Below are 19,310 nucleotides of genomic sequence, written 5' to 3'. Positions count from 1 at the left end.
TATCCGCAACTGCTAGTTGCACATAGACGTCGCACCAGCGTCGGTGCGCGGAATCGAGGTCACCATGCTCGCCCACGAACGCATCGGCTCCGGAGAGCCGCTGGTCCTCGTCCACGGGATCGGCCACCGCCGCCAGGCGTGGTACCCGGTCGTCGACCGGCTGGCCGAGCACCGCGAGGTGGTCCTCATCGACCTGCCCGGCCACGGCGAGTCGCCGGCGCTGGTCCCCGACGAGCGGCCGATCAAGGAGCACCTGCGCGACGTCCTCGAGGAGACCTTCGCCGCCCTCGACCTCGACCGCCCGCACATCGCCGGCAACTCCCTCGGCGGCCGGATCGCCCTGGAGGCGGCCGCCGACAACCTCGTCAGCAGCGCCACCACCCTGGCCCCGGCCGGCTTCTGGCGCGGCAGCCTGGACTTCCTCTACATCCGCGCGGTCTTCGTCGCCCTGACCGGCGCGGCGACCCTCGCCCAGCCGATCGCCCCGGCCCTGCTCAGGACCGCGCCCGGACGTGCCGCCGCGATGGGCCTGCTGATGACCCACGGCGGGCGCCTGGCTCCCGAGCTCGCGCTCGGCGACCTGCGCGGCCTGGTCGCCGCGAAGCCCGCCCTGCGCACGATCATGGACGGCGGCGAGCCCTTCGACCGGACGATCGACCCCTCGATCCCGGTCACCGTCGCGTGGGGCACCCGCGACCTCGTCCTGCTGCCCTACCAGGCCGGTCGCGCCCGCAAGGCGCTCCCGCACGCCGCGCACGTCAGCCTGCCCAAGTGCGGCCACGTGCCGATGATCGACGACGTCGACCTCGTCGTGGACGTGCTGCTCGAGGGCTCCAACCACCCCCGCCTCGGCCAGCCCCGGTACGACGTGGCCTGAGGCCCACTACGGTGAGGCTCGTGAGCCCCACCGAGGAGATGACCGCCCACGTCCGCCGGATGATCCCGATCTTCGGCGCGATGGAGCCTGGAGGTCGTCGAGGCCGGGCGGACCGCCGTGGCCGCGCGGATCCCGGCGGGTCCCAACGGCAACCACTTCGGTGCGACGTACGCCGGCTGCCTGTTCTCGGTCGCCGAGGTGCTCGGCGGCATCTTCGCCAGCACCTCCCTGGTCCTGGAGGGCGCCGTGCCGCTGGTCAAGCAGGTGACCATCGACTTCCTGCGCCCGGCGACGACCGCGGTGACCGCCCGAGCGAGCCTCACCGAGGAGACCATCGCGCGGGTGCTCACCGAGACCGCGGAGCGCGGCAAGGCGGACTTCCTGCTCGAGACCGAGGTCAGCGACGAGCAGGGCACGGTCGTCGCGCGGACCTCCGGCACCTACCAGCCTGCGTCGTCTCTGACTCCCTCCCCACGATGGGGCCTGGGTACCTCGTCCCGACTTCTCAGGTCCTTGGTCCCGGTGCCGATCGGGTTGCCGGGTACCGCTGGAAGGTGAAGGGATAGCCTGAGGGCCCACCGATCGCTCGGGAGGGGGACGACGCGGATGCACCTGGAGTCTGCCGCCGGAGGCGCACGCGCTGCTGGACGCGGTGGTCGCGATCGGGTCCGACCTCGACCTGCGCGGTGTGCTGTCGCGGATCGTCGAGGCCTCGTGCCGTCTCACCGACGCCGAGTACGGCGTCCTGGGCATCGTCGACGAGCACGGCCACTTCACCGACCTGGTCCCCAACGACGCGGCGTCCGGCCAGTTCGACCGGATCGGGATGATGCCGCAGGGCCACGGCCTGCTCGGGCTGGTGCCGCGAGAGCGGCGCGCGATCCGCGTCGACCACGTGGCCGAGCACCCGGTGTCGACCGGCGCCTTCCCGCACGAGCACCCCACGATCGACAGACTTCCTCGGCGCTCCCGTGCTGGTCGGCGAGCAGGCCTTCGGGCACCTCTACCTCGGCAACAAGCGCGACGGGGCGGAGTTCACCCCCACCGACCAGGCGCTGGTCGAGGCGCTCGCCCGCGCGGCTGGCGTGATGATCGACAACGCGCGCGCCTACGAGCAGGTCGAGTGGCGCCGCCGCTGGCTCGCCAGCACCGCCGAGGTCGGCAGCGACGTCTCCGGGACGCTGCGGGTGCAGGAGGCGCTCGACGAGCCTGGTCGTGTCGCTGCGCGAGCCTGTGCGGCGCCCAGGCTGGTCGCCTACGTCCGCCGCGACGGCGACCTGATGGAGATCCGCCAGGTCGCCGGCGACGGTGACGCGGGGGAGGTCGTCGAGCGGCTGACCGAGGAGATCCGCGAGGTGGACCGCACCCACCAGGCCGTGCGGCTGCCGCACGAGCACGGTCGCGCCACGCTCGTCGTCCCCGTGCACACCCGGCTCGCCGGATCCGGTGTCATCGTCGTCGACCAGGCCGAGGAGACGCCCTCGCTGCGCGGGATCATGCTCGACCTGGTCGCCGTCACCGCGGTGCAGGTGGCGCTGATCCTGGACCGCGACCAGGCGTTGCGCGACCGGGCCCAGCCTGCTCGTCGCCAAGGACCGCGACCGGATCGCCCGCGACCTCCACGACCTCGTCATCCAGCGGCTCTTCGCCACCGGCATGCAGCCTGCAGGGCGCCCGGGGGCTGGACGTCGCCGCTCTGCGCACCCGCGTCGACGACGCCGTCTCCGACCTCGACGTCGCCATCAAGGAGCCTGCGCGCCGCCATCTTCGAGCCTGGGCACCGGCAGCGGCCGTCCGCTGCTCGACGAGGTGCGCACCCTGCTGGGGGAGTACTCCGCGCTGCTCGGCTTCCAGCCGCTGCTGCGCGTCGCCGGGCCGGTCGATCGGGCGCTCGTCCCCGAGGCGGGCACCCACGTGCTGCTGACCCTGCGCGAGGCGCTGTCCAACGTCGTGCGGCACGCCCGCGCCGCGTCCGTGACCGTCGAGCCTGACGGCGTCCTCGGCGTGGTTCCGGATCCGGGTGTCCGACGACGGTCGGGGCTTCGACCCGGCCACCGTCCAGCCGGGCAGCGGCACCGGCAACCTGCGCACCCGCGCCGGCGACCTCGGCGGCCACGTCTCGGTCGTCTCCGCCCCGGGTGAGGGCACCACCCTCGAGTGGGTCATTCCGGCGGTGGGCTGAGGCTCCGTCTCGGTCTCCGCCTCCGGCGCCGACGCCGACGCCGGCGCCGGCGCCGGCGCGACCACCGGCCACAGCGCGCGCAGCATCCCGGTGACCGCCGCGCAGGCCAGCAGCACCAGCCCGAACCGGGTCAGCGCCTGGTCGAGGGTGAGCAGCCCCTGGGAGGCGCGGTACGCCGCGGGGGAGGCCATCACCGCCGCCACCAGGATCACCCGCACGTCGATGAGCGCGGGGGTGTCCGGCGCGGGGCGCCGCTTGCGGGCCATCAGGCACCCGCTCCGGCGAGGGCCGGGCGAGCGCCGGCGGCGCCGACCACCCCGGCCGAGCGGACCTCACGGGCCGCACCCAGGCTCGGAGTAGGCCAGCACGGGGAGGCGTTCGACGGCCGGGGCCACCAGGCGTCGTACGGCGGCGCGGATCTGGGGCGCGCAGACGAGCACCGGCCGCACGCCGGTGTTCTCGGCGGCCTGGGCGGACTGGACCAGCCCGAGCAGCACCTGTTGCGCGACGTCCGGGTCCAGCACGATGATCGCGCCCTGCTCGGTGGGTCGCAGCCCCTCCAGCATCTGCTGCTCCAGCAGCGGCTCGAGGCTGATCGCGTGCAGGGCGCCGTCCGCGACGTAGGGCGCGGCGAGGGAGGGCTCCAGCGCCGCCCGGGCCGCGTCGACGAGCCCGTCGTGCTCCTTGGAGACGGTCGCGCGCACCGAGAGCGCCTCGAAGATCGAGACCAGGTCGCGGATCGGGACCCGCTCCTCCAGCAGCGCGCGGAGCACCCGCTGCACCTCGCCGAGCGGCAGCCTGGGCCGGGGTGAGCTCCTCGATCACGACCGGGTGGCTGCGCTTGACGATGTCGGTGAGCAGGCGGACGTCCTCGCGGCCGAGCAGGCGACCGGCGTGCTGGTGCACGACCTCGGAGAGGTGCGTGGTGACGACCGAGGCGCGGTCCACCACGGTGGCGCCGCCGATCTCGGCCTGGTGCCGCAGACTCGGCCGGGATCCACTTGGCCTCCAGGCCGAACACCGGCTCCTGGGTGGGTGTCCCGGGCAGCGAGCCGAGGAAGTCGCCGATCGCGAGCACGGTGCCGCGCGGCGCCTCGCCGCGGGCGACCTCGGCGCCGAAGAGGGTGATGGCGTAGGTGTTCGGCGGCGACTCCAGGTTGTCCCGGGTGCGGACCGGCGGGATCACGATGCCCAGGCTCGCCGGCCACCTTGCGGCGCAGCGCCTTGACCCGGTCGAGCAGGTCGCCGCCCGTACGGGTGTCGACGAGGTCGATGAGGTCGGCCGACGACTCCAGCCCGAGCGGGTCGACCCGGATCTCGGCGACCAGCGCCTCGGGGGAGTCGGGGGACTCGACGAGCTCGGCGGCGGCCGCGGACTCGGTGGCCTCCTTCGCCGTCCCGTCCTCGATCCGGCTGGCGGCCATCAGCATGGCGCCGCCCGCGACGAGGAAGGGCGACTTCGGCAGACCCGGGATCACGCACAGCGCGAGGGCGCCGAATCCGGCGACGCGCAGCGGCATCTTGCGGGCGAACATCTGGCCGACGATGTCGGAGCCCATGTCGGAGTCGGCGACCGAGCGGGTGACGATGAGGCCGGTGGCGACCGAGAGCAGCAGGGCCGGGATCTGCGAGACCAGGCCGTCGCCGATGGACAGCAGCGAGTAGGTGCTGATCGCATCGCCGAAGGGCATGCCGTACTGCGCGACGCCGATCGCGAAGCCGCCGAGCAGGTTGACCAGGGTGATCACGATGGCTGCGATCGCGTCGCCCTTGACGAACTTCGAGGCGCCGTCCATCGCGCCGTGGAAGTCCGCCTCGGCGTGGACCTCGGCCCGGCGCCGGCGGGCCTCCTCCTCGTCGATGAGGCCGGAGTTCAGGTCGGCGTCGATCGCCATCTGCTTGCCCGGCATCGCGTCGAGGGTGAACCGGGCGCCGACCTCGGCGACCCGGCCGGCGCCGTTGGTGATGACGACGAACTGGATGACGAGCAGGATGGCGAAGACGATCAGGCCGACGATGAGGGAGCCACCGACGACGAAGTGGCCGAAGGTGTCGATCACCTTGCCGGCGTACCCGTCGAGGAGGACCAGGCGGGTCGCGCTGACGTTGAGGGCCGGGCGGAACAGGGTCATCACCAGGATGACGGACGGGAAGGCCGCGAACTCCAGCGGCTTGTGGATGAACATCGCCGTCATCAGCACGAGCAGCGCACCGGTGATGTTGAGCGCGATGAGCAGGTCCAGCACCATCGCCGGCAGCGGGACCACGAGCATCACGACGATGAACACGATGCCCAGGGGGACACCGAGCTTTGGTCAGCGACTTCACGGGCATGCGGCGGTCGGCCTCTCGGAGCGAGGGAGCGCCGTCCGTGGCGCTGCGGGTGGCGCCGTCCTGTCGCCGTGCCTCTGATCGGCGGCGTCCGGCGCGACCTGAGCGGTCACGTGGCGGCTCGCCGCCGCCGGGCGTGCGCGAGGACCTCCGGCGACTCGTCGGTACGACGCGGGGTGCGGTGCTCCCCACCGTGGTGGCCGGCGTTGCGGCGGCTCAGCACGAAGGCAAGGACCTGCGCGACGGCCGCCCACAGGCTCGCGCGGGATCTCCTGGCCGACCTGGCAGTGGCGGTAGATCGCCCGTGCCAGGGGGACGTCCTGCACCAGCGGGACCCGCTCCTCGGCGGCCCGCTCGCGGATCTTCGCGGCGATCGCGCCGGCGCCGCGGGCGACGACGCGGGGCGCCCCCTGCTCGGGGTCGTAGCGCAGCGCGACGGCCACGTGCGTGGGGTTGACCAGCAGCACGTCGGCCTCGGCGACGTCGGCGAGCATCCGGTTGCGTGCGGTGGCGAGCCTGGCGGCTGCGGATCGCGCTCTTGACCATCGGGTCGCCCTCGGCCTGCTTGTGCTCCTGCTTGATCTCGCTGTGGCTCATCCGGGTCTGCTTGCCGATCCGGCGGCGCATCATCGCGTAGTCCGCGGCAGCCATCCCCAGCCCGGCGATCGAGACGGTCAGCATCAGGTGGGAGACCTCGGAGGTCGCCGTCCGCAGGACGGTGTCGATCGGCAGCAGGCCGCCGACGAGCGGCATGATCGAGCGGATCCCGGACCACGCCAGCAGCGCGACGACGGAGCTCTTGCCGAGCACTTTCACGCCCTCCCACAGGGCGTGTGGGCCGAAGAGCCGCTTGGCGCCCTGCAGCGGGTTGAGCTTCTTGGGGTCGGGCTTGGCGAGCTTGGGCGAGAGGTAGAAGCCGCCCTGCGCCAGGGCCGAGAGCACGCCGACGACGAGCACCATCGAGCCGAGCAGGACCAGGGTGAGCAGGACGTGCCGCGCGCCGTCGCCCAGCATGGTCAGCGCCAGCGGGACCGACGGGTGCTCCGCGGCGCGCAGGTGGGTGCTCATCATGGTGCGTAGCGCGTCACCCTCGTGGTCGAGCAGCGGACCCATCGCGAGGGTTACCACGAGCAGGGCCAGCCAGCCGCCGAGCTCGGGGGTGCGCGGGACCTGGCCGTCCTTGCGGGCCTGCTTCTTCCGCTTCGGGGTGGGCTTCTCGGTCTTCTCCTGGTCCGCCATCAGCCGGCGCCCGTCATCGTGGCCATCGCCTGGTTGGAGAGCGAGACGAGCCGCTCGACGGCGCCCGGCAGCATCGGGAAGGACATCCCGAGCAGGAGCAGGGTCAGCCCGACCTTGGCCGGGAACATCACGTTGAGCGCGTTGGCCTGCGGCGCCACCTTCGTCAGCAGGGCGAGCGCGAGGTCGGCCACGAAGAGCACCGCGATCATCGGCAGCGCCATCTGAACCGCGACGGTGAAGAACATCGAGAACGCCGTCACCAGCACCTTGTCCCAGCCGGAGACCTGCGGCGTGCCGGTCAGCGGGAGGTACTTGAAGGTGCTCAGCAGGCCGCCGATCACCAGCAGGTGCCCGCCGGACACGAGCAGCAGCACGGTCGCGAGCATCTGGTGGAAGCGTCCAAAGACAGTGTTCATGTTCATGCCGAGCGGGTCCCAGGCCGAGGCCAGTGCGAAGCCGCCGAAGAGGTCGATCAGCGAGCCGGCCGCGCCCACGGCGGAGAACAGCAGCATCGTCACGTAGCCCATCGCGACCCCGACGAAGGCCTGGGTCGCGGTCGCCATGAGCATCCCGGGCGTCGTACCGGGCAGGGCCTGGGTGGCCAGCGTCGGTGCCATCGCCATCGAGAGGCCGAGCGCGAGGACCACCTTGGCCATCGACGGGATGCCCCGGGTCGCGAACGGCGGTACGACGGCCAGCCACGCGACGACGCGCACCGACGCGAGGAGCAGAGCGGTCAGCCTGCGCACCGTCGACGGACAGGACCACGATGCCGCCTAAACCAGCAGGCCGGGCAGGCGCGCGAACAGACTCGTTCGTGAAGGACATCAGGGTGTGCAGCATCCAGTTGCCGCAGACGAGCAGCGCGACGCCGACGCCCACCAGACTTGGGGACGAAGGACAGCGTGAACTCCTGGATCTGCGTCATCGACTGGAAGAGCGAGATCGTGAAGCCGATGACGAGCGAGGTCGCCAGGATCGGCGCCGACAGACTTCAGCGCCACCAGCATCGTCTTGAGGGCGATCTCGATGATCGCGGTGTCGGTCATCGCTAGCCCCCTCCGTACGACGCGACGAGGGACTTGATCACCAGGGCCCACCCGTCGACCATCACGAAGAGCAGCAGGCTTGAACGGCAGGGACACCATCACCGGCGGCATCATCATCATGCCGAGACTCATCAACGCCCCGCTGACGACGATGTCGATCACCAGGAACGGGATGAAGATGATGAACCCGATGATGAAGGCGTCCTTGAGCTCCGACAGCACGAACGCCGGGATCAGGGTGGCGGTCGAGACGTCCTCGCGGTTGTCGGGGAGGCTTTCGGTCGGCGACGTTGGTGAGCAGCATCGACTCGTCGTCGTCGGTGTTGTCGAGCATGAACCCGCGCAGCGGCTCCATCCCGTCGTGGAAGGCCTGCGCGTTTGTCTTGGTGCCGTCGAGGTAGGGCTGCACGCCCGCGTCGTTGATGCTGCTCAGCACCGGCGCCATGATGAAGAGGCTGAGGAAGAGCGCGAGCCCGGCGAGCACCTGGTTGTTCGGCGTCTGCTGCAGGCCGAGCGCGTTGCGGGTCAGGCCGAGCACGACGAGCACCTTGGTGAAGCCTGGTGCAGGTCAGCATGATCGCGGGCAGCAGGCTGAGCAGGGTCAGCGCGAGGAAGACGACCAGGCTGTGGCTGGGCTTGTCGGTGAGGCCGGACAGGTCGATCTGCACGCTGCCGCCGCCGTCGGGGCCGTTCGGGCCGGCGGGGCCGCCGGGCTTCGCGAGCACCAGGGCCACCTGGGGGAGCCTGGGAGAGGAGGTTCACGACGCTCGCTTCCCGGTGACGGCCGCGAGGGTCTGCTTCCAGGTCTGCGCCGAGAGCACGGAGCCGGCGAGCGGGCCGGCGGGCGCCGGCGCCGTACGGGCGGGGCGTCGGTCCTCGTCCTGGTCGTCGTTCTCGTCGTCGCTCGGCACCGGGCCGAGGCCGCCGTCGTCGAGCACGTCGAGGCCGACCTCGTCGGGCTCCACCTCGGTGAGCAGGGTGACCTGCTGCTCGGTGGTCCCGAGCACGAGCACCCGGGTGCCGACGGAGACGACCGCGACGCTCTGCCCGCGGCCGAGCGCCCGGCGGTGCACGACCTGGATGGCGGCCCCGGCGGGCGCCTTGAAGCGGCGGTTGACGCCGCGGGCGATGAGCAGGAGCAGTCCGACGACGACCGCGAGCGAGCCGAGCAGGCGGAAGGCCAGCGCGCCGAGGCTCGGGTCCGAGGCGGACAGGGCGATCATCGGCGTCAGGCCGTGGCCGCGGCGTCGAGGATCTCGGTGACGCGCAGTCCGAAGTCCTCGTCCACGACGACGACCTCGCCGCGCGCGACCAGCCGCCCGTTGACGAGCAGGTCGGCCGGGCTGCCGGCGGCGCGGTCCAGGCTCCAGCACGGCACCCGGGGTGAGCGCGAGCAGGTCGCGCACGGTCATCCGGGTGCGGCCCAGGCTCGACGGTCACCTCCATGTCGACGCCGTGGAGCAGGCTCCAGGCCCCGCGGCACGACGGGGGTGGGCGCGCTCGCGAAGGCGGGCACGAAGGGCTCGTCCGCGGCCGCCAGGTCGACCGGTTCCTCGGCGGTGATCGGCTCGCGGGCACCCGCCAGGGTCGCTTCCGGCACCAGCACCGCACCGGCGATCCCGGTGCCGATGAGCGGCACGGTGGTGAACTGCCCGCCGAGCAGGGCGGTGATGTCGAAGTCGTCGGCGCCGAGCTCGAGCGTGCTCGCGCTGCGGGCCCGGGCACCGAGCCGGTGCGCGGCGGCGTCGAGCGCAGGCTGCACGGCGGCGGCCACCTCGAGCGCGCCGATCGGGCTGGCGGCCGGGGCGTCGACGAGCCTCCTTGCCGACGAGCACCGCCACGACACCGGGTACGCCGCCGTCGAGTACCGGCGACCGCGCCGCCTGCGAAGGCGGCGGCCACGTGCGGCGAGCCGGGCTGGGCCGGCCCGAGCACGAGCGGGCTCACCGACGGCAGGACGGCCGCGGCGGCCTCGGCGACCGCCTCGGCGAGGGTCGGGGTGGCGTCGGTCATGAGTTCTCCTCGGGCGTGGTGACGATGAGCGCGGCCGGGCGCTGGCCGCGGGCTCCGGGGGTGGCGTGGGCGAAGGTGTTGCCGTCGACGGTGACGTCGAGGGGCGCGGACGCGGGGTGGCTCAGCCGCACCACGGAGCCGGGCTTCAGGTCGGCGAGCAGGCCGGGATCCAGGGTGATCGGGCGGAAGCGCACCGACACCGCCACCGGCACCCGGTGGAACTGCTCGTGCAGCAGCACGGCCGACTCCGCGCGCTGGGCCCGCTCGCGGTCGGACATGGCGCCGCTGCCGGAGGCGTTGGCGAGGTGGGGGAGCAGCCCGCTGAACGGCAGGCACACCGACATCGGGTGTGCGCGCTCGCCGATGCGCAGACCCAGGGTGACCACGACCATCACGTCGGCGGCCGCGGCGACCTGGGCGAACTGGGGGCTGTACTCGATCCCGGTGACCGTCGGCTCGAGCGCGACCAGGCCCTCCAGGGAGTAGCGCATCTCGCCGAGCAGGCGCTCGACCAGCCCGCGGAAGACGCCATCCTCGATCTCGGTGAGCGGGCGGTCCGGCTGCTCGTCGGAGCCCGGCCCGCCGAGCATGTGGTCGAGGCAGGACATCGTCGCGAAGAGCGGGATCTCCAGCACGCCGGTGCCCGGCATCGGGTCGGCGGAGAACAGCGTCATGTACGTCGACGGGCCGAGGCTGTCGACGTACTCGGCGTAGGTGCGCTGCTCGATGCCCGCCAGCGTCACCGTGCACACGGTGCGCAGCGAGACTGGTGAAGACGGTCGTCGCCTGCCGCGCGAAGCCGTCGAAGCCCAGCCTGCAGCGTGCGCTGGTGCTCGCGGCTGAGCCTGGATGGGCCGCCGGAAGTCGTACGGCGTCGGCTCGGTCGTCCGGGGACGACGCCGCGGCCGGTGCGGGGCGAGGGTCACGCAACGCCCCATCGTCGGCGCACGGGAGGACCTGAGAGGTCGTCCCGCCACCGGACGGTCAGGGTCCCGTAGTACCGATGGACTACGGAGGGTCCCGAGGACGGTCCCAGGTGGGTGCTCCGGCGGAGCGCCCCTACTGCGTGACGAACTCGGTGAAGAGCACCTCCATGACGTCACCGTGGTAGCGGTGGTCGAGGCTCCTTCTGCAGGCTCCTGGCGCAGACTTCTCGCGGGTCGCGGGGGCGGTCACCTGACCCACCGGCAGGCCGCTGAACACACCGATCGCTGCGTCCAGCGCCTGGCTCCCGTCGGTCTCCGTGGCGCCCTCGACCAGCCTGCAGGGCCATCCCGAGGCGGAGGTAGTGGCCACCGGCGAGGTTGACCTGGATCGCCTCCAGGGTCAGCACGTCGCCGGGCTTGGGAGCCGTGTCGCCCTTGGGCTTGAGGACGAGGAACCAGGCGGCGCCGGCGGCGAGGGCGAGGACGACGACGGCGATCAGGATCTTCTTGCCCTTGCCGCCCTTCGCGGGTGCCGCGGTCTCGGCGGAGGCCGGGCTCGGGGCGATCGTGGTGCTCACGGGAGGTCCTCTCGGGTGGTGACGTGGCGGCCGGAGGCACTGGCGTGCGGGTCGCTCGGGCTGGTCGGGGTGGTCGGGGTGGTCGGGGTGGTCGGGCTGGTGCCGGAGGCGTCGAGGCCGGCCTGGCGGCGTACCTCGTCGTAGGCGTCGTCCATCAGCGCCCGGGTCTCGGCGGGGGCCTGGCTCAGGACCACGATGTCGACGCGCTTGTTGATGTTCTGCGACCCGGCGCGGGCCGGGTCGACGAGCGGCTTGGTGTGACCGAAGCCGGTGGCGCGCAACCGGCCGGCGGCGATGCCGTGCACCTCCTCGAGCCGGCGCAGCACGTGCGCGGCGCGGGCCAGCGACAGGCTCCCAGTCGGTCGGGTAGTACCTCGGCTTCACCTTCTCCTGGTTGGTGTGCCCGTCGAGTCTCGATCGGCTCGGTGAGCGCCTTCAGCACCGGTGCCATGGTGTCGACGACCTGCTGCCCGCGGGCCGTCAGCACCGCCACGTCCGGCTCGAAGACGACGTGCTGGGAGACCAGGCTGACCACGAGCCCGCGGTCGTCGATGGTCGCCCGCACGTCGTCGCGCAGGCCCTTGCTGCGCAGCGCCCGGTCGATCTTCTGCCAGACCTTCAGCAGCCGCTCGACCTCGACCCGGGCCTCGCCCGCGGCCCGCTCGTTCTTGAGCCGGTCGGACTCCTGCAGGATCTTGGTGACCGTCGCGCGCTGCGGCTCGGGGACCTGCGCGAGCAGCATCTGGTACGACGCCTCGCCCGGGTCGCTCGCGCCCTTGTGGTTGCTCACCGGACTCGCGCCGTCGAGGATCGACTGCTCGCGGCCGAAGCCGACGGCGAGTCCCTCCTTGAGTCTGCTCGTACTTCTTCTCGTCCACCGTCGACATCGCGAACATCACGATGAACAGCACCATCAGCAGGGTCACCATGTCGGCGTAGGTGACCAGCCAGCGCTCGTCGGCGTGCGCCTCGTCGTGCTCCTCGTCGTGGTGACGCTTGCGCGGCGGATGGCCCTTGTTCCCGCCGGCGGACATCACGCGGCCTCCTGCTCGGGCGCGCCGGTCGGCAGCAGCGAGCGCAGGCTTTCTCCGCCACCAGGCGGGGGTTGGCGCCGGCCTGGATGGCGGCGACGCCCTCGATGGCGACCTCCATCCGGGCGCACTCCAGGCTCGCCCAGCCGCTTGAGCCGGCTCGACAGGGGCAGCCAGATCACGTTCGCGGACATCACGCCCCACAGCGTCGCGACGAAGGCGCCGGCGATCAGGTGGCCCAGGCTCCTCGGGGGTGGCGAGGTTCTCCAGCACGTGCACCAGGCCCATGACGGTGCCGATGATGCCGATCGTGGGGGCATAGCCGCCGGCGTCGCTGAAGAACTTCGCGGCCTGCTTGTCGTCGCGCTTCTTCGCGCGCAGGCTCGGCCTCGAGGATGTCGCGCACGTCCTCGGGATCGGTGCCGTCGATCGCCATCGTGACGCCCTTGACGAGGAACGGGTCGTCGATCTCGCGCAGGCTGTCCTCCAACGCCAGCAGCCCTTCGCGGCGGGCCCGCTCGGCCAGGCTCACCACCTGGGGCACCAGCGTGTCGGCCGGCTCCACGGAGCCGGAGATCGCCCGCTTGATGTTGCCGACCGCGGACTTCGCGTCGGCCATCGTGCCGCCGGCGACGGTGACCATGATCGTCGTACCGAGCACCAGCAGGATGGGCGGCAGGAGCAGCAGGCTCATCGGGTTGCCGCCCTCGAGCACGTTGGCCGCGACGATGATCACCAGGCCGAGGACGATCCCGACCGGGGTGGCGATGTCCTTCACGGCGTTACTCCTCGCTGGCGATCGGCGCGCGGTACGGCGGCCAGGCGGGTCGGGCGCGGGCGCACCGGCGGCAGGCTGGCCGCGTCGGGCAGGGCGGCGCGGGCGACGATGGAGGCGCGGTAGTCGACGACCGCGGCGAGCACCTCGTCGAGGGACTCCGACACCAGGTACTTCGTGCCGTCCACCAGCGTCACCACGGTGTCGGGTGTGCAGTCCACACGTTCGACGAGGTCCGCGTTCAGCAGGAACGTGGTCCCCGAGAGTCGGGTCAACGAGATCACCGCGGCACCTCCATGTGCGTGGTTCGTGCGGTCGTGCCGTCCGTGGCACTCCGCCGCTCCCATCGGCCGGGGAGGTGGTCCCTGACGAAAAGCACTGATTTACCGCGTGTCGGCGTGCTTTTCGTCAGGGCCACCGCCCGGAGACGGTCAGCGCTTGATGTTCACGGTTCCTCGAGCACCTGGTCGCTCGTGGTGATGACGCGCGAGCCTGGCCTGGAAGCCCCGCTGCGCGAGGATCAGGTTGGTGAACTCGGCCGACAGGTCGACGTTCGACATCTCCAGGGCGCCGGCCATGATCTGGCCGCGCTGGCCCTGGCCGGCGACGCCGAGCCTGCACGGCGCCGGAGTTGGCGGACTCGCGGAAGGCGGTGTCGCCGATCTTCTCCAGGCCCATCGGGTTGGTGAAGTCCGCCACGGCCAGCCTGGCAGATGTCGCGCTGCACGCCGTCGGAGAAGACGCCGCGGACCTTGCCGTCCGCCGCGATGGAGTACGACGTGAGTCTCGGTCCCCGCGGGCAGCGAGCCGTCGATCATGTGCAGGTCGACGTCGGTGGCCCCGCCGGTGGGCAGGCCGGCAGCGTCGAGGGCGTAGCCCTGCACCCGCATGCCGTTGGGCGCGACGAGCACGCCGGTCTGGTCGAAGGTGAAGGCGCCCGCGCGGGAGTAGACGTTCTCCGCGCCGTCGCGCAGCACGAAGAAGCCGTCGCCCTGCAGCATGATGTCGGTCGGCCGGCCGGTGAGCCTGCGCCGAGCCCTGCCCGAAGTTGGTGGACGTCGCCGCGAGCCTGGACGCCCAGGCCGATCTGGATCGGGTTGGTGCCGCCGCGCTCGGCGTTGCCGCCCGACGCCGCGGTGAGCATCTGGCTGAGGGTGTCGGAGAAGACGGTGGTGCTCGCCTTGAAGCCGGTGGTGTTGGCGTTGGCGATGTTGTTGCCGGTGACGTCGAGCATGGTCTGGTTGACCCGGAGGCCGGAGATTCCGGCGAACAGCGAACGAAGCATGGTGGTTCCCCTTCGGTGGTGGTGCTGGTGGTCAGGCGGATGCTGATCAGGTGGTCGTGCTGGGCGTCCCGCTCGGCGGGACGTAGGTGCTGCCGGAGCCGCCCGTGGCGGGGGCCGGGATCGTGGGTGCGTCGCCGACGCTGAGCACGTCGGTGATCGGCACCTTCTTGCCGTCGACGCTGAGCACCGGCCCCGAGGCGAGGTACGTCGTGCCCTGCACCTTCCCGCTCTGCTCGACGCCCTTCTCGTCGTACCAGCGCACGGTCTGGCCGATCATCGAGCCTGGCGCCGAAGGCGAAGCCTGGGTGCTCAGGATCATCGCGTTCTGGTCGGCGATCGAGCCGAGCTTCTCCAGCGAGGTGAACTGCGCGGTCTGCGCGAGCATCTGCGAGGAGTCGGTCGGGTTGAGCGGGTCCTGGTACTTCATCTGGGTCACCATCAGGCTCGAGGAACATGTTCTTGTCCTCGGCGGGGGCGGCCTTCGTCGTACCGTTGCTGGCGGTGCCGGTGACGCCGTAGCCGACGCCTTCGGTGGATCCGATGGACATGGGTGCCTCCTCAGACGGTCCGGTCGAGGCGACCGGTGGCCGGGGTCGGTTCGGTGAGGTACGACGGCTGCCGCGGCTCCTGGCGCCGGGGCTCCTCACGGGTGGGCTGCTCGCGCGGGGCCTGCTCGCGCGGCTGGCCCTCACGGGCCTGCGCGTCCGGGCCGGTGTGCAGGCCGGGCTGGGCCGAGCTCGTGGTGCCGGGGACGCTCGTCGCAGACGCCGGGCTGGACGGGAGCAGGGGCGCGAACGGGTCGCGCACGCTGACCCGGGCCTCGGCCCCGGTGCGCTCCAGCAACCGCTGCGAACTCGGGCGCGCCGCCCGCCAGCGCGCGGTGCACCGCGGCGCCCTCGACCCCGTCGCCACCGGCGAGCCGGACGTGGACCGAGCCGTCGCGGACCACGAGCGTCACCCGGACCTCGCCGAGTCTGCTCGGGCTGCAGGGTGAGGGTGATCCGGTGGGTGCCGTTCGTGGCGGTGCTCGCCATCCGGCTCACCTCCGGGAACACCTGCTGCACGACCGCCCTCCCCACCGCCGAGCCTGGGGCTTCCCCCGTCGAGTTGGGGGTTCCCACCGTCGAGTTGGGGTTTGCCACCGTCGAGTTGGGGTTTCCGCCCGTCGAGTCGGCACTTTCCACCGTGGGCGGGCTCGGAAGGGGTGCGTCCGTGGCGCGGTCGGCGGGCCGAGAGCCATCCGTCGGCCGCGCCGGTACGGCGAGGTCGACCGGGCCGGGCGCTGCCGCCGGCGACGGGCTGGCCACCGCCGGTGCGGTCGTGGAGGTCGGAAGTGCCCACTCGACGGGGGAAAGTCCCGACTCGAGGGGGGAAAGTCCCAAGTCGCGGGTGGGAAGTCCCAAGTCGCGGGTGGGAAGTCCCCAGTCGACGGGCGGGGAGGTCGGAGCGGGCGCCGCTACCCCGGCCTGCCCGGTGCTCGGCTCCTCCGCCTTCGGCGGTGAGGGTGCGGCGACGGCGGCGACCGAGGTCAGCACCGGCAGCGGCGCGGTGGGCACGGCGAGGGCTCCGGCGAGGGCGGCCGCGAAGGCGTCCCCGAAGCCGGGCTGACCCTCGGCGTCGCCGTCGGTCGCCTGGCCGGTCGCCTGGCCGGTCGCCTGGCCCTCGGCCGGAACGAGTGCCGGAAGTCCCGGCAGGAAGGGCGCGATGCTCAACTCAGGCTCCTCACCATCGCCATGATGTTGCGGACGTAGTTCTGGGTCTCCCGGTACGGCGGGATGCCGTCGTAGCGCGTGACCGCGCCCGGCCCGGCGTTGTACGCCGCGAGGGCGAGATCGGTGCGGCCGAACTTGTCGAGCAGCGAGCGCAGCAGCCGCGCCCCGCCGTCGATCGCCTGCGCCGGGTCGAGCGGGTTCTCGACGCCGAGGCCGAGGGCGGTGCCGGGCATGAGCCTGCATCAGCCCCTGCGCACCGGCCGGGCTGACTGCTCGCGGGTTGAAGCCGGACTCCTGCTTGGCGACCGCGGCGAGCAGACTCGCCGGGGACGCCCGTGCGGGCGGCGGCGGCGTTGATCAGGTCGGCGTACGGCGTGGAGGCGGAGACCCGTGCGGAGATCCCCGCGGTGGCGGCGGTTCCCGAGGTGGGCGACGCGGAGCCTGGGGATGATCCGGCGGATCATGTCCGGCTCCGACGGGACGTCCACGATGCGCACCTTGAGCCCGGTGCGCGGCGCCTCGATCATCTTGCCGTCGCCGATGTAGATCGCGATGTGGTCGGCGCCGTTGTTGCGGCTGGAGTTGTCCCAGGCGATCAGGTCGCCGGGCTGCGCCTCGGCGAGGCTCTTGACCGGCGTGCCGGAGCGGGCCTGGTCGGCGGAGAGTCGCGGCAGGTCGTAGCCCAGGGTCTTGTAGACCGACTGCACCAGGCCGGAGCAGTCGACGCCCTTCTCCTTGCTGGTGCCGCCCCAGACATAGGGGAGACCGAGGTACTTCTTGGCCTCCTCGACCACGGCCTGGCCCGCGGTGCCGCTGCTCGTGGTCGTCGTCCCGGCGGCGCTGAGCGCCTCGGAGAAGGCGGTGCCCGAGGTGGCGGTCGCCGCGGTGGTGGCGAACTGTGCGAGCTGGGCCTGGATCTGGCCGATCCGTGCGGTGACGACGTCGATGCTCATCGCGTCCCCCTCGCCCAGCGCTGGGCGGCCAGGTCGTCGGCCTCGCGGGCCTCCCGCCGCGCCGCGTCGGTACGACGCCGCTCGGCACGTGCCGCGAGCAGGTGCTCGACCGCGGCGAGCCGGGCCTTGTCGGCGCCCCAGCGCGTCCGGGCCTCGGCCGCGACGACCTCGGTGGTGACGACCGCGGTGCGGGTCTCGGCGACCAGCACACCGGCGCTCGCCAGGGCGGCCCGCTGCGCGACCAGCGCGCCGGGCGTGCTCGCGGCAGGCACGGTCGCGCCGGCGAGGACGCCGGTCAGACCGTCGAGCCGCGCGGTGAGCGCGGCCTGCTCGGCGAGCACCTGCTGCAGGCCGATCCGGCTGTCGGTCTCCCGGACCTCGCGGACCCGTACGACGGCGGCCAGGCCGCGGTCGGCGCGGTGGCCGCGCCGGTTCGTGGGGGCGCTCACGAGGCCACCAGTCCGGCGAGCCGGTCCCAGGTCTCGGCCGGCGGGGTCAGGCTCGTCCATGCCCTGGCGCAGGAACGCCTCGATGCGGGGCAGCCGCACCAGGGCGGCGTCGGCGTGCTCGTCGGCCCCGGCGACGTACGCGCCGATCTCGACGGCTCCTTGACCGAGCGGTGCGCGGCGAGCATCCGGCGCAGCCGGGCGGCGTCGCCCTGCTGGTCGAGCGTGGTCACGGCGCGGTGCACGCGGGAGATGGACTCCAGCACGTCGATCGCGGGGAAGTGCCCGGCGGTGGCGAGCCTCCCGGGTGAGCACGACGTGGCCGTCGAGGATCGAGCGGGCGGTGTCGCCGATCGGGTCCTGGAGGTCGTCGCCCTCGACGAGGACGGTGTAGAGCCCGGTGATGGATCCGTGGGCGGAGGTGCCCGCGCGCTCGAGGAGGCGGGGGAGGAGACCGAACACGCTGGGCGGGTAGCCGCGGGTTGCGGGCGGCTCGCCCGCGGACAGGCCGATCTCGCGCTGGGCCATCGCGACCCGGGTGAGGGAGTCCATCATCAGCAGCACGTCACGACCGGAGTCGCGGAACCACTCCGCGATCCGGGTCGCGGTGAACGCCGCGCGCAGCCGCTCGACCGCAGGTGCGTCGGAGGTCGCGACGACGACCACCGAGCGGGCCAGGCCCTCGGGACCGAGGTCGCCGTCGATGAACTCGCGCACCTCGCGGCCACGCTCGCCGACGAGCGCGATCACGTTGACCTCCGCGTCGGTGCCGCGCGCGATCATCGACAGCAGCGAGGACTTGCCGACGCCGGAGCCCGCCATGATGCCGAGGCGCTGGCCGCGGCCGGCGGGGACCAGTGCGTCGAGGGCCCGTACGCCGAGCCCGAGCGGCTCGGTGATCCGTGGGCGGGACAGGGCGTTCGGTGCGGCGTGCTCGGTCGAGACCGTGTGCAGTCCCTCGAGCGGTGCACCGCCGTCGATCGGGCGGCCGAGGCCGTCGAGCACCCGGCCGCGCAGTGCGTCGCCGACGTGGATGCGCAGCGGACCCCCGGTGGCGTGGACGTGGTCGCCGACGCGGACCCCCGTCGTCGTACCGAGCGGGAGGCAGACGGCCGCACCGTCGCGCAGGGCGGCGACCTCGGCGAGCAGCGGTCCACCGGCGGTGCGGATCTCCACCAGGTCGCCGGCGGCCGCCGACGGCAGGCCGCGGACCTCCAGGTGCAGGCCGACCAGCCCGGCCACGGTGCCCAGCCGCAACGGACGGGCCGCGGCGACGGCACGGTCGAGCACGGGTGCGGTGATCCTCACGACAGCACCTCCCGGACCCGCTCCATCGCGGCGTCGATGCGCAGGTCGGTGACCGAGCCGTCCGGCGACTCGACCAGCGCGTCCGCGCGGCCGAGCGAGGGGTCGGCGAGGACCTCCACGCCCCGGGCAGCGAGGTCGCGCGCCGCCTCGGCCGTCACCACGGCGGGGTGCAGCCGCACCCGGCCGACCGGTACGGCGGGCAGCACCTGCAGCACGCGCGCGACCACGTCCGCGGACGCCACCTGCGCCCCCAGGATCTCGGCGGTGAGCGCGCAGGCGAGTCTCGCTCGCCTGCTGCTCGACCGCGGCGGAGAGGTCGTCGAGCAGCCCCCTGACCTGCTCGGCGGCCCTGCCCAGCGCGGCCACGGCGTCGTCGTGCTCCGCCTGCCGGCGGGACTCGGCAGCCTGGTGCCGGGCGGTGCGCCCGGCCTCCTCGGCGGCCGCCTCCTCGGCAGCCGCGCGGCGGCCCTCGGCCCACCCCACGGCGTACCCCTGCGCCCGGGCGGCCTCGCGCGCCTTGCTCGCGAGCCCGTCCAGCATCGTCTCGGTGACGGCGTCGCCGAGCACCGACGAGCCGCCGAGGCGGGTCCACCGACCCACCCGCA

Annotated in this window: 27 protein-coding genes and 6 pseudogenes; 7 read left to right on the top strand and 26 right to left on the bottom strand. The window is 72.9% G+C overall.

Features of this window, described 5'->3' with window-relative positions; translation table 11 throughout:
* Positions 1-64: 64 nt before the first annotated feature.
* From G5V59_RS16560 to G5V59_RS16540, 6 genes are all read left to right on the top strand, one after another.
* A complete protein-coding gene (locus G5V59_RS16560) occupies positions 65-877 on the top strand; it encodes an alpha/beta fold hydrolase (RefSeq protein ID WP_278257195.1) in 813 nt (270 codons plus the stop codon).
* A gap of 38 nt (positions 878-915) precedes the next feature.
* On the top strand, positions 916-1,443 hold the full coding sequence (locus G5V59_RS16555; RefSeq protein ID WP_278257194.1) for a hypothetical protein: 528 nt from the start codon (positions 916-918) through the stop codon (positions 1,441-1,443).
* Between the two features lie 86 nt (positions 1,444-1,529).
* Positions 1,530-2,189 carry a GAF domain-containing protein gene (locus G5V59_RS16550; protein ID WP_278257193.1) on the top strand — a complete coding sequence of 220 codons (660 nt, stop codon included), beginning with the start codon at positions 1,530-1,532 and terminating at the stop codon, positions 2,187-2,189.
* Complete coding sequence (locus tag G5V59_RS36850) at positions 2,158-2,868, top strand: hypothetical protein (RefSeq protein WP_341351229.1); 711 nt, start codon at positions 2,158-2,160, stop codon at positions 2,866-2,868. Before G5V59_RS16550 ends, G5V59_RS36850 begins: the two co-directional genes overlap by 32 nt.
* A complete protein-coding gene (locus G5V59_RS16545) occupies positions 2,865-3,059 on the top strand; it encodes a hypothetical protein (protein ID WP_341351228.1) in 195 nt (64 codons plus the stop codon). The genes G5V59_RS36850 and G5V59_RS16545 overlap by 4 nt, the downstream gene beginning before the upstream one ends.
* 90 nt (positions 3,060-3,149) lie before the next feature.
* Positions 3,150-3,419, top strand: coding sequence for a hypothetical protein (locus G5V59_RS16540; protein WP_278257191.1), 270 nt, complete (start codon positions 3,150-3,152; stop codon positions 3,417-3,419).
* Here G5V59_RS16540 and G5V59_RS16535 read toward each other — a convergent pair.
* The 23 genes and pseudogenes from G5V59_RS16535 to G5V59_RS16425 all read right to left on the bottom strand — a co-directional run bounded on the left by G5V59_RS16535 (position 3,392) and on the right by G5V59_RS16425 (position 15,129).
* Positions 3,392-3,841, bottom strand: a complete 450-nt coding sequence (locus G5V59_RS16535; RefSeq protein ID WP_278257190.1) for an FHIPEP family type III secretion protein — start codon at positions 3,839-3,841, stop codon at positions 3,392-3,394. The two genes, G5V59_RS16540 and G5V59_RS16535, sit on opposite strands and share 28 nt — an antisense overlap.
* Positions 3,842-3,917: 76 nt before the next feature.
* Positions 3,918-4,007: pseudogene (locus G5V59_RS16530) on the bottom strand (hypothetical protein); the annotation flags it as partial.
* Positions 4,008-4,110: 103 nt separating this feature from the next.
* Positions 4,111-4,245: pseudogene (locus G5V59_RS16525) on the bottom strand (hypothetical protein); the annotation flags it as partial.
* Positions 4,246-4,321: 76 nt separating this feature from the next.
* A pseudogene (locus tag G5V59_RS16520) lies at positions 4,322-5,308 on the bottom strand (flagellar biosynthesis protein FlhA); the annotation flags it as partial.
* Between the two features lie 298 nt (positions 5,309-5,606).
* Entirely contained in the window at positions 5,607-6,629 is a 1,023-nt protein-coding gene (locus G5V59_RS16515) for an EscU/YscU/HrcU family type III secretion system export apparatus switch protein (protein WP_278257189.1), read from the bottom strand.
* Positions 6,629-7,378: a flagellar biosynthetic protein FliR gene (locus G5V59_RS16510; protein ID WP_278257188.1), complete on the bottom strand. Its 750-nt coding sequence runs from the start codon at positions 7,376-7,378 to the stop codon at positions 6,629-6,631. The genes G5V59_RS16515 and G5V59_RS16510 overlap by 1 nt, the downstream gene beginning before the upstream one ends.
* The gene (locus tag G5V59_RS36845; RefSeq protein WP_341351227.1) at positions 7,366-7,575 is read right to left on the bottom strand and encodes a flagellar biosynthetic protein FliQ; all 210 of its coding nucleotides are present in this window, start codon (positions 7,573-7,575) and stop codon (positions 7,366-7,368) included. Before G5V59_RS36845 ends, G5V59_RS16510 begins: the two co-directional genes overlap by 13 nt.
* Before the next feature lie 241 nt (positions 7,576-7,816).
* Positions 7,817-7,900 (bottom strand): annotated as a pseudogene (locus tag G5V59_RS16500) (EscR/YscR/HrcR family type III secretion system export apparatus protein); the annotation flags it as partial.
* A 115-nt stretch (positions 7,901-8,015) separates the two neighbouring features.
* A pseudogene (locus tag G5V59_RS16495) lies at positions 8,016-8,216 on the bottom strand (EscR/YscR/HrcR family type III secretion system export apparatus protein); the annotation flags it as partial.
* Positions 8,204-8,440, bottom strand: a complete 237-nt coding sequence (locus G5V59_RS16490; RefSeq protein ID WP_278257187.1) for a hypothetical protein — start codon at positions 8,438-8,440, stop codon at positions 8,204-8,206. The pseudogene G5V59_RS16495 and the gene G5V59_RS16490, both read right to left, overlap by 13 nt.
* Positions 8,437-8,901 carry a flagellar biosynthetic protein FliO gene (locus G5V59_RS16485; RefSeq protein WP_278257186.1) on the bottom strand — a complete coding sequence of 155 codons (465 nt, stop codon included), beginning with the start codon at positions 8,899-8,901 and terminating at the stop codon, positions 8,437-8,439. Before G5V59_RS16485 ends, G5V59_RS16490 begins: the two co-directional genes overlap by 4 nt.
* Positions 8,902-8,906: 5 nt before the next feature.
* A complete protein-coding gene (locus G5V59_RS16480) occupies positions 8,907-9,056 on the bottom strand; it encodes a FliM/FliN family flagellar motor switch protein (protein ID WP_278257185.1) in 150 nt (49 codons plus the stop codon).
* Positions 9,057-9,086: 30 nt separating this feature from the next.
* Complete coding sequence (locus G5V59_RS16475; RefSeq protein ID WP_278257184.1) at positions 9,087-9,524, bottom strand: hypothetical protein; 438 nt, start codon at positions 9,522-9,524, stop codon at positions 9,087-9,089.
* Between the two features lie 163 nt (positions 9,525-9,687).
* Positions 9,688-10,617 (bottom strand): flagellar motor switch protein FliM, encoded by a 930-nt coding sequence (locus G5V59_RS16470; protein WP_278257183.1) that lies wholly within the window; start codon positions 10,615-10,617, stop codon positions 9,688-9,690.
* Between the two features lie 173 nt (positions 10,618-10,790).
* Positions 10,791-11,195, bottom strand: coding sequence for a hypothetical protein (locus tag G5V59_RS16465; RefSeq protein ID WP_278257182.1), 405 nt, complete (start codon positions 11,193-11,195; stop codon positions 10,791-10,793).
* Positions 11,192-11,521 carry a hypothetical protein gene (locus G5V59_RS16460; protein ID WP_278257181.1) on the bottom strand — a complete coding sequence of 110 codons (330 nt, stop codon included), beginning with the start codon at positions 11,519-11,521 and terminating at the stop codon, positions 11,192-11,194. Before G5V59_RS16460 ends, G5V59_RS16465 begins: the two co-directional genes overlap by 4 nt.
* Positions 11,522-11,575: 54 nt before the next feature.
* Positions 11,576-12,514, bottom strand: coding sequence for a flagellar motor protein MotB (locus G5V59_RS16455; protein WP_278257180.1), 939 nt, complete (start codon positions 12,512-12,514; stop codon positions 11,576-11,578).
* A 24-nt stretch (positions 12,515-12,538) separates the two neighbouring features.
* Positions 12,539-12,607 (bottom strand): annotated as a pseudogene (locus tag G5V59_RS16450) (hypothetical protein); the annotation flags it as partial.
* 393 nt (positions 12,608-13,000) lie between these two features.
* Entirely contained in the window at positions 13,001-13,285 is a 285-nt protein-coding gene (locus G5V59_RS16445; protein WP_278257179.1) for a flagellar FlbD family protein, read from the bottom strand.
* Positions 13,286-13,432: 147 nt separating this feature from the next.
* Positions 13,433-13,561: a flagellar basal body rod C-terminal domain-containing protein gene (locus tag G5V59_RS16440; RefSeq protein WP_278259882.1), complete on the bottom strand. Its 129-nt coding sequence runs from the start codon at positions 13,559-13,561 to the stop codon at positions 13,433-13,435.
* Positions 13,562-13,815: 254 nt separating this feature from the next.
* Positions 13,816-14,286 carry a flagellar basal body protein gene (locus G5V59_RS16435; protein WP_278257178.1) on the bottom strand — a complete coding sequence of 157 codons (471 nt, stop codon included), beginning with the start codon at positions 14,284-14,286 and terminating at the stop codon, positions 13,816-13,818.
* Between the two features lie 46 nt (positions 14,287-14,332).
* Positions 14,333-14,725, bottom strand: coding sequence for a flagellar hook capping FlgD N-terminal domain-containing protein (locus G5V59_RS16430; protein WP_278257177.1), 393 nt, complete (start codon positions 14,723-14,725; stop codon positions 14,333-14,335).
* A 119-nt stretch (positions 14,726-14,844) separates the two neighbouring features.
* Positions 14,845-15,129: a hypothetical protein gene (locus G5V59_RS16425; protein ID WP_278257176.1), complete on the bottom strand. Its 285-nt coding sequence runs from the start codon at positions 15,127-15,129 to the stop codon at positions 14,845-14,847.
* A gap of 630 nt (positions 15,130-15,759) precedes the next feature.
* Between G5V59_RS16425 and G5V59_RS16420 the strand changes: the two genes are divergently transcribed.
* The gene (locus G5V59_RS16420) at positions 15,760-15,894 is read left to right on the top strand and encodes a hypothetical protein (RefSeq protein ID WP_278257175.1); all 135 of its coding nucleotides are present in this window, start codon (positions 15,760-15,762) and stop codon (positions 15,892-15,894) included.
* A gap of 100 nt (positions 15,895-15,994) precedes the next feature.
* Here the strand turns inward: G5V59_RS16420 and G5V59_RS16415 are convergent, their stop codons facing one another.
* The 3 genes from G5V59_RS16415 to G5V59_RS16405 are packed head-to-tail and all read right to left on the bottom strand — an operon-like array spanning position 15,995 to position 19,305.
* Positions 15,995-16,231 carry a lytic transglycosylase domain-containing protein gene (locus tag G5V59_RS16415; RefSeq protein ID WP_278257174.1) on the bottom strand — a complete coding sequence of 79 codons (237 nt, stop codon included), beginning with the start codon at positions 16,229-16,231 and terminating at the stop codon, positions 15,995-15,997.
* A gap of 9 nt (positions 16,232-16,240) precedes the next feature.
* Positions 16,241-16,951, bottom strand: a complete 711-nt coding sequence (locus G5V59_RS16410) for a C40 family peptidase (protein WP_278257173.1) — start codon at positions 16,949-16,951, stop codon at positions 16,241-16,243.
* Positions 16,948-19,305, bottom strand: coding sequence for a FliI/YscN family ATPase (locus G5V59_RS16405; RefSeq protein ID WP_278257172.1), 2,358 nt, complete (start codon positions 19,303-19,305; stop codon positions 16,948-16,950). Before G5V59_RS16405 ends, G5V59_RS16410 begins: the two co-directional genes overlap by 4 nt.
* Positions 19,306-19,310: the final 5 nt, after the last annotated feature.

The organism is Nocardioides convexus, assembly GCF_011090295.1.
Note: the sequence above shows the minus strand (reverse complement) of the source record. Positions and strands in the feature narration are given on the sequence as shown.

Bases quoted from the DNA above. Each gene is read 5' to 3' on its own strand.
- G5V59_RS16435 (WP_278257178.1), bottom strand. From the start codon at position 14,286: ATGCTTCGTTCGCTGTTCGCCGGAATCTCCGGCCTCCGGGTCAACCAG.
- G5V59_RS16440 (WP_278259882.1), bottom strand. From the start codon at position 13,561: ATGTCGAACGTCGACCTGTCGGCCGAGTTCACCAACCTGATCCTCGCG.
- G5V59_RS36850 (WP_341351229.1), top strand. From the start codon at position 2,158: ATGGAGATCCGCCAGGTCGCCGGCGACGGTGACGCGGGGGAGGTCGTC.
- G5V59_RS16560 (WP_278257195.1), top strand. From the start codon at position 65: ATGCTCGCCCACGAACGCATCGGCTCCGGAGAGCCGCTGGTCCTCGTC.
- G5V59_RS16485 (WP_278257186.1), bottom strand. From the start codon at position 8,901: ATGATCGCCCTGTCCGCCTCGGACCCGAGCCTCGGCGCGCTGGCCTTC.
- G5V59_RS16515 (WP_278257189.1), bottom strand. From the start codon at position 6,629: ATGGCGGACCAGGAGAAGACCGAGAAGCCCACCCCGAAGCGGAAGAAG.
- G5V59_RS16430 (WP_278257177.1), bottom strand. From the start codon at position 14,725: ATGGTGACCCAGATGAAGTACCAGGACCCGCTCAACCCGACCGACTCC.
- G5V59_RS16555 (WP_278257194.1), top strand. From the start codon at position 916: ATGACCGCCCACGTCCGCCGGATGATCCCGATCTTCGGCGCGATGGAG.
- G5V59_RS16410 (WP_278257173.1), bottom strand. From the start codon at position 16,951: ATGAGCATCGACGTCGTCACCGCACGGATCGGCCAGATCCAGGCCCAG.
- G5V59_RS16415 (WP_278257174.1), bottom strand. From the start codon at position 16,231: ATGCCCGGCACCGCCCTCGGCCTCGGCGTCGAGAACCCGCTCGACCCG.
- G5V59_RS16455 (WP_278257180.1), bottom strand. From the start codon at position 12,514: ATGGGCCTGGTGCACGTGCTGGAGAACCTCGCCACCCCCGAGGAGCCT.